The 7,194-nt window shown below is 26.7% G+C and carries 8 protein-coding genes; 4 read left to right on the top strand and 4 right to left on the bottom strand.

The window, feature by feature from the left end; all coding sequences use genetic code 11:
• Positions 1-194: 194 nt before the first annotated feature.
• Positions 195-665 carry a crossover junction endodeoxyribonuclease RuvC gene (gene ruvC / locus ATH_RS09825; RefSeq protein WP_066182019.1) on the top strand — a complete coding sequence of 157 codons (471 nt, stop codon included), beginning with the start codon at positions 195-197 and terminating at the stop codon, positions 663-665.
• A 2-nt stretch (positions 666-667) separates the two neighbouring features.
• The gene (gene purN / locus ATH_RS09820) at positions 668-1,249 is read left to right on the top strand and encodes a phosphoribosylglycinamide formyltransferase (protein WP_066185332.1); all 582 of its coding nucleotides are present in this window, start codon (positions 668-670) and stop codon (positions 1,247-1,249) included.
• Between the two features lie 45 nt (positions 1,250-1,294).
• On the opposite strand, the gene ATH_RS09815 is transcribed toward purN, so the two are convergent.
• A complete protein-coding gene (locus ATH_RS09815) occupies positions 1,295-2,152 on the bottom strand; it encodes a hypothetical protein (RefSeq protein ID WP_066185334.1) in 858 nt (285 codons plus the stop codon).
• A gap of 114 nt (positions 2,153-2,266) precedes the next feature.
• Between ATH_RS09815 and ATH_RS09810 the strand changes: the two genes are divergently transcribed.
• Positions 2,267-3,724, top strand: coding sequence for a DUF4885 family protein (locus ATH_RS09810; protein ID WP_066185336.1), 1,458 nt, complete (start codon positions 2,267-2,269; stop codon positions 3,722-3,724).
• A gap of 13 nt (positions 3,725-3,737) precedes the next feature.
• Complete coding sequence (locus tag ATH_RS09805) at positions 3,738-5,159, top strand: DUF4885 family protein (RefSeq protein ID WP_066182007.1); 1,422 nt, start codon at positions 3,738-3,740, stop codon at positions 5,157-5,159.
• A gap of 71 nt (positions 5,160-5,230) precedes the next feature.
• Here the strand turns inward: ATH_RS09805 and ATH_RS09800 are convergent, their stop codons facing one another.
• The 3 genes from ATH_RS09800 to ATH_RS09790 are packed head-to-tail and all read right to left on the bottom strand — an operon-like array spanning position 5,231 to position 7,177.
• Positions 5,231-5,689, bottom strand: a complete 459-nt coding sequence (locus ATH_RS09800) for a hypothetical protein (RefSeq protein WP_228140832.1) — start codon at positions 5,687-5,689, stop codon at positions 5,231-5,233.
• Between the two features lie 52 nt (positions 5,690-5,741).
• Positions 5,742-6,359 (bottom strand): trimeric intracellular cation channel family protein, encoded by a 618-nt coding sequence (locus ATH_RS09795; protein WP_066182001.1) that lies wholly within the window; start codon positions 6,357-6,359, stop codon positions 5,742-5,744.
• Positions 6,356-7,177 carry an FAD-dependent thymidylate synthase gene (locus tag ATH_RS09790; protein WP_066181998.1) on the bottom strand — a complete coding sequence of 274 codons (822 nt, stop codon included), beginning with the start codon at positions 7,175-7,177 and terminating at the stop codon, positions 6,356-6,358. Before ATH_RS09790 ends, ATH_RS09795 begins: the two co-directional genes overlap by 4 nt.
• Positions 7,178-7,194: the final 17 nt, after the last annotated feature.

The following is a 7,194-nucleotide window of genomic DNA, read 5'->3' as shown; positions in this document are numbered from 1 at the left end:
TTATACCTATTTCAATTTATTATAAGCACTTATTATAGCTAAAAAAATTGTAAATAAGCTTTATGTGAAAATATCTTAAATTTTATCTTTATAAATGTGATTAAAAATGTGAATAGTTTTTTTATCTTTTAAATTATTACGATATAATCAGCTTTTAAAATGTGAATAATTATTTATAAAGAAGAGTGAATATAGTGAAAATATTAGGAATCGATCCAGGAACTAGAAATTGTGGATATGCAGTTATTGAAAAATCTGGAAGAGATTTAAAACTTGTTGAAGCAGGATTAATAAAAATAAAAACAACTATTTTGCAAGAGCAAATTGTAGAGATGACTGAAGGTTTAGATTTGGTTTTTAATAATCATAAAATAGATGAAGTTTCGATTGAAGATATGTTTTATGCTTTTAATCCAAAAACAGTTATAAAACTAGCACAGTTTCGTGGAGCAATCTCTTTAAAAGTTTTACAAGAGTTTGGAAATTTTGCTGAATATACTCCACTTCAAGTAAAACAAGCAGTTACAGGAAATGGGAAAGCTACAAAAGAGCAAGTATCTTTTATGGTAAAAAGATTATTAGGAATTAAAAAAGAGATAAAACCACTTGATATAACAGATGCAATAGCAATTGCATTAACACATTCTCAAAGAGTAAAAGGATAAAAATGGTAAAAAAAATAGGAATTTTGGCATCTTATAATGGAAGTGGATTTGAAACAATACAAAAAGCAATTGAATCTGGAATTTTAGATGCAAAAGTTGAAGTAATAATTACAAATAATAGTAATGCAGGAGTTTTAGAAAAAGCAAAAAATTATGGAGTAAAATCTTTTGTAATAAATCAAAAACTTTTTCCAGAAGATAATATTGATTTAAAAATTTCTCAAACTTTAAAAACATTTGATTGTGATTATATATTTTTATCAGGATATATGAAAAAAATAGAAGAAAATATGCTTAAAACTTTTCCAAATAAAATTATAAATACTCATCCTGCAATTTTACCTTCAATTTATGGTGGAGCTGGAATGTATGGAAGCTTTGTTCATCAAGCTGTTGTAAAAAATGGTGAAAAGAAATCAGGAGTTACTATTCATTATGTAAATGAAAATTATGATGAAGGTGAGAAAATTTTAATAAAAGAGCTTTCATTAAATAGTGATGAAACAGCTGAAAGCTTAGAAATTAGAATAAAAGAACTTGAAAAAATAGCTATTGTTGAAGCTTTTGTAAAGCTTTTGGCATAAAATTTATTTTTTAAGAGAAGTTTTAAACTTCTCTTTACTTTTTAACTAAGGTTTAAAACCTAAAGTTTCATCATATTCATACTGAATAGTTGCTTTTACATTTGACATAGTTGAAGCACCAACTGCTTTTGTATGATATTTGAACCCCCAATTTCTTGCAACATCTAAGTTATTTGCCAAAGTTATATTATATGAACCATTTGATGAACTAGATATTGTAGAAGTGTACCAAGTGCTAGTTTGTGAAGATTGAATATTATGCCAAACATTTCCTTGAACTGGTGATTGAGAACCTGTTGTTGTAATACTTTTTACTATTGCACCAGTTGGAATAGATGAACTACCTATTAAGTTGGAATATATAACAGATGAGTCTTTACCAGGTCCACCTATATAGTTACCCGTATTTGAAGCTGTCCCTGAAAAATTGTAAACACCACTTCCAGATTTTATTCTATCAAAAACTCTAACTGTAAAATACATATCTCCCGTAAAGCTTCCTCTAGTAACTCTAATATAAAAAACTTGCCCATTTGAAGTGGCATCAGCTTTTGCAAATATAAATGGAGAAAATGATGAACTATCCATAACAGTAGTTCCAGTATCTAAAACTGTAGATTGATTACTTGCTATTGTTTCAATTTTCATTCCAGTATATGCATCATAAGAGCTTCTAGCATAAACTCTATCTCCAGTATTTGCTGTAAATTTATAATAAGCCTCACTTTGATTAGGATCTAAATGAGTAACATCATAATTACCATATTGCCAATAGCCTATATCGTAAGCCGTAGCAAAACTGTTGTTACCTGTAATTGTAGCAAAAGCATTTGTTGTAAATGCAAAACCAATAAACATAACTAAAATATATTTTAGTAAGTTCTTAAAACTATTTTTTAACATAATTTTTACTTTGTATTAAGATTTTAAATCATACATAAATAAAATTAATTCAATCTAAAGAATAAAGTTATATAATTAAACTATTATTAAGAATTGTATAGTAAGGGAGATTTTATGAGAATAGATACAAATATATCACAATCATTTGGCTCACTAAATGGAGCTATAAAAGTTACTTATGCAAATAATATATCTCAAACAGAACATAGTAAACCTATAAATGAACCAGTAAAATTAAATATTGGAAATAATGATACTATAATAAATGCTAGACTTAATGGCTATGTAAATGAAGAAATAGATAAAAGAGATAAAATATTAAAAGAGCATTATTCAAAAATGTATCAAGAAAATATAAAATTTGAAAGTCCAGTAAATCATATTACTGACAAATATTATACTGAAAACTCACCATACTATATAAAAGGCTTAACAAAAGAAGAGAGAAATATTGCTTCATATACTGAAATTAGACATTTAACTATGAAAGGGGAAATATCTGAGTTTATGTATGATGATGCCGTTTTAAAAGGTAAAAAAACACCTGTATTTGACGATATTATGAGAGCAGAAGAAAATGCTTACAACAGAGAAGCTGTAAACAATCAATTTCAAACCTTACTAAATAAACATGGAATAACTATTCCAAAAGATGAAAAGCTAACATTTACAATAGAACCAAACTACTATACACTTAAAATAAATGGTACAAAAGATGAGAATTTGGCACAAGCAATAGAAGATATTTTAAATAAAAATAGTGAAAATGTAAAACAACTATTTTTTCATATAAATTATATGAAATCAGATAGTAGCACACAATTTACAAAGGAAAAAGAAGATAAGTGGAATATTGTAAATTCTGCAAAAGAGTTTACAGGATATAATTTAGCAGATTTAGAAGTAAAAGGAGATAGATTTTTAGCTCCAGACGGAACAGATTTATTTAGAATCTTCAAAAATAATTTTGATGAAAGATACCCAAACCCTGGGTTTGATAAAAATACTATTTTAATATACTATGAAAATCAACTTACAGAATTAGCAAGAAAAGGTTTTGAAAATGTACCTGATTTGGTTCTTTCAATAGAGTATGAAAATAGAAGTTTTTATGATATCGGACAAAAAGAAAACTATGGAACAGGAAAAACAGCTTGGATAGAAGAGTGGAATATAGCAAAAACAAGTGAATATAATGCAGCTCAAAATAAAATAAACTATAAATCACAATATACAGAAAATCCATCTGAATTTACAAGAAGTATAAATAAATATGATTTAGCAAATGAACTAAAAGATGTTATCGGATATGACTTAAATGATTTAAAAGAAGAAAATGGAAAATTTTTGACTAGCAAAGGAGAAGATATTTTTGAACTATATAAAAAAGAGCTTCAATCAAAATACTTCTTTTCAAAAGATTTGCAAGAAGCAAAGAGTGATTATTTTGGAAATTTACTAAAAGATTTTTCAAAAATTGGCTTAAACAATATCCCAAACTTTGAAACAAAAAAAGAGGAAGATTTAATGCAAATTTTGAATAAAATCGAACCTTTGGAAATTTATGTGTAAGTAAGGGGATTTTATGATAATTAGTTCAAATACAGCACAACAACAATTTAGCTCATTGAATGGTAGTATAAAAGTAAACCAAACAAAAACTATAAATGAACAAAAAAAGTTAGATGAACCAGTGAAAGTTGATTTTAGTTCAAATGAACCAATAATTAAAGCTAGGAATGGTTATGTCAATATTGAGCAAGAAAAACGAATTAAAATGCTAGATGAACACTATGCAAGAATGAATGAAGAGAACAAAAAATTTGCAAATCCAATGGCTCATATTTCAGATAAATATTATACTGAAAACTCACCATACTATATAAAAGGTTTAACAGAAGAAGAAAGGAGAGTTGCTAACTCTCATGAAATTGTATATTTAAGAAATGGAAGATTATTTAACCATACTTTTACAGATCCAATATTTAGAGATAAAGGACCACTTTTAGGTGGTATTATAGATAATGTTAAAAGTAGACTGTTTGATAGAGAAGCAGTAAACAATCAATTTCAAACTTTGCTAAATAATTACGGAATAACTATCCCAAAAGATGAGAAACTAACATTTACAATAGAACCGAACTACTATACACTAAAAGTAAATGGTGCAAAAGATGAAAACTTGGCAAATACAATAGAAGAGATATTAAATAAAAATAGTGAAAATGTAAAACAACTATTTTTGCATATAACGGGAAGTAAATTTGAAGAAAATAGTCAATTTACAAAAGAGAAACAAGATAAACTTAATATAGTAAATTCTGTAAAAGAGGTAACAGGCTATAACCTAGCAGATTTAGAAGTAAGAGGAGATAAATTTATAACTCCCAATGGAGTAGATATATTCGAAATTTATAAGGAAAATTTTGGACATAGAAAATCACTTACAGAAGAGCAAAGAAACTATGTACTAATAGAACAGCAAAATCAATTAACAGAACTAGCAAGAAAAGGATTTGAAAATGTTCCTGATTTAATACTTTCAATAGAGTATGAAAATGGAAGTTTTTATGATATTGGACAAAAAGAGAACTTTGGAACTGGAAAAAATAGTTGGGCAACAGATTGGATAAATGATACTACAAATTCAATATTAAGTGGAAATGATGCAATAAAAATCAATCCATATACTCAAAGCATAAATAAATATGATTTGATAAAAGAGATAGAAGATATCACAGGATTTAATCTAAATGATTTAAAAGAGATAATTGGAAAGTTTTTAACTTCAAATGGTGAAGATATTTTTGAACTATATAAAAAAGGAGTTCAATCAAAATATGCTTTTTCAAAAGATTTACAAGAAGCACAAATAAATCATTATGGAAAACTGCTTATTGAGTTGTCAAAAATTGGATTAAATAATATTCCAAACTTTGAAACAAAAAAAGAGGAAGATTTAATGCAAATTTTGAATAAAATCGAACCTTTGGAAATTTATGTGTAAGTAAGGGGATTTTTTAATATTATTTCATAAGAAAAAAACAAGGATTTTTAATCCTTGTTTCCAAGTTTATATTATTTTATAATATTTGCTAACTCTTCTTTTGTAGATATTTTTTCAATACTTGAAACTTTTCCATCAAGGATTGAATAAACAATTATTTTTCCATCTTCTTTTGTAAAATTCGCTTTATTTGAATCATCTAAAAGTAAAATAGGGAAAGGGTATTTTTTCATTTTTGGTAAAGCAATAAATTTAGAGATTATTGAAGGCATTCCAGAAATATCAGCTACATAAACAGCAGAATTTCTATCTAATATATTTTCTGTTTCACTAATAGATAAAAGGTAATCTTTTATAATATCACTTGTTCCTTTGTCACTTGCAAATATTACAGTTTTTATATTTGCATCTAAAGTATGCTCTTTTTCTTTTTGATCTTTGATTTTTATTCCATCAATGCTTGAATCAATAATTAGAGGATTTGCATTTAATCCAAGAGCTAATAAAGCTAAAATCAGTAGTTTTTTCATCATTTTTCCTTAAATTTTTTTAAGATTCTATCTTTGTAAAGTAAACAATAGATTAATTATCTTTTGATAAAGTTGGTAAATGCCACTGCTTATAATAGGCTAAAATTCTTATTAAAACCCCAAATACAAAAAGAATACTAAGAGTAAATATATTTCTAAGATCAAAAATATCTAAGAAATAAACAATAGTTCCAATAAGCATTGCAATAGTTGCATAGAATTCAGATACTAAAATAAAAGGAATTCTATTTATTAAAGCATCTCTTATTGTTCCTCCACCAACAGCTGTAATAAAAGAAAGAATAACAACACCTAAAAAGTTTAAATCTTTTTCCAAAGCTATTATTGCTCCTGTAATTGCAAAAGATGATAATCCAATTGCATCTGAAACAATAAATGCCCATCTTTTTTCAATATCTATAATTTTATGAAGTTTAAACAAAATAGCTATTAAAACAGTTGAAACAACAAGAATTAAAGGTAGTTCAGAAGTAAAAATATAAGGAGTTCTTATAGCAAAAATATCTCTTAGTATTCCACCACCAAAAGCAGTTAAAAAAGCAGAAGTAAAAACTCCAAATATATCAAGTTTGTAGTAAACAGCTATTAGAAATCCACTAAGAGCAAAGGAAATAGTTCCTATGATATCAGCAATTTCTAATGCACTCATTTTATCAACTCTTGCATTGCAAGTGCAGTTTGTCTAATCTCCCATTGAGCTGTTTCATCAAGTCTTAATTTGAAATAGTTATCAAGTTGTCTTGGTAAAAATGCTCCCCAAATTTGAGAATATCCCATTTGAGGAATAACTCTTCTTGCTTCTTGAGGTTTGATTTTTAGTTCTAATAGTTCATAATAAAGCTCTTGGCTTTTTTCTATTAGCTCTTGTACTTTTTCATTATCTTTTAATTTGGGACTAACATAGAATTCAAATGGAACTTTTTTTCCACTTACATATCTTCTGCTTAGTTCTTGCCATGAAACTCTATGTCTTACCATTTGGCTTCTTGTTGGTAGATCAACTTTATATAAGAATACTTTAAAATAATCTTTGATTATTTTACACTCATCTTCATTATTAAATATTGTTCTAATATCAAATGAAAAAGAGTCTTTTAGATTTTCATAATCATAAACCAAAGCTCTATAATTTGTAAGAAGATATTTGTCATCTAGTTGCTCTCCAAACTTTTTACTGTTTGAGTACTCTAAATTTAAAATCTCTCTATGCTTTTCATTTTCATAATCAAGTAATACTGGAACAAACTCAAAACTTGAAGATGGTAATCCCATACTTTCTGCCATAAGTCTATTGTATAAACTCTCACTTCCTAGTGCTTTTGGGTTTTGGTAGCAAATAGATGCTACTTGAGTAATCGCTCTTATTCTGTTTTCTTCGTTTAAGTTTGCTCTTGAGAAATCCCAATTCTCTACAAAAGCTATATTATCTTCAAATATATTCTCTTTTTTATTTATCAACTCTATCATCTTATCCCTTTTGTAAA

It is taken from the genome of Aliarcobacter thereius LMG 24486 (assembly GCF_004214815.1).
GTDB classification, from domain to species: domain Bacteria; phylum Campylobacterota; class Campylobacteria; order Campylobacterales; family Arcobacteraceae; genus Aliarcobacter; species Aliarcobacter thereius.
The sequence above is the reverse complement of the archived record's forward strand: the minus strand, read 5'-3'. Positions and strand labels throughout refer to the sequence as shown.

Excerpts from the sequence above, each read along its gene's own strand:
- purN (WP_066185332.1), top strand. The coding sequence starts at position 668 with ATGGTAAAAAAAATAGGAATTTTGGCATCTTATAATGGAAGTGGATTT.
- ATH_RS09815 (WP_066185334.1), bottom strand. The coding sequence starts at position 2,152 with ATGTTAAAAAATAGTTTTAAGAACTTACTAAAATATATTTTAGTTATG.
- ATH_RS09810 (WP_066185336.1), top strand. The coding sequence starts at position 2,267 with ATGAGAATAGATACAAATATATCACAATCATTTGGCTCACTAAATGGA.
- ATH_RS09805 (WP_066182007.1), top strand. The coding sequence starts at position 3,738 with ATGATAATTAGTTCAAATACAGCACAACAACAATTTAGCTCATTGAAT.
- ATH_RS09800 (WP_228140832.1), bottom strand. The coding sequence starts at position 5,689 with ATGAAAAAACTACTGATTTTAGCTTTATTAGCTCTTGGATTAAATGCA.
- ATH_RS09795 (WP_066182001.1), bottom strand. The coding sequence starts at position 6,359 with ATGAGTGCATTAGAAATTGCTGATATCATAGGAACTATTTCCTTTGCT.
- ATH_RS09790 (WP_066181998.1), bottom strand. The coding sequence starts at position 7,177 with ATGATAGAGTTGATAAATAAAAAAGAGAATATATTTGAAGATAATATA.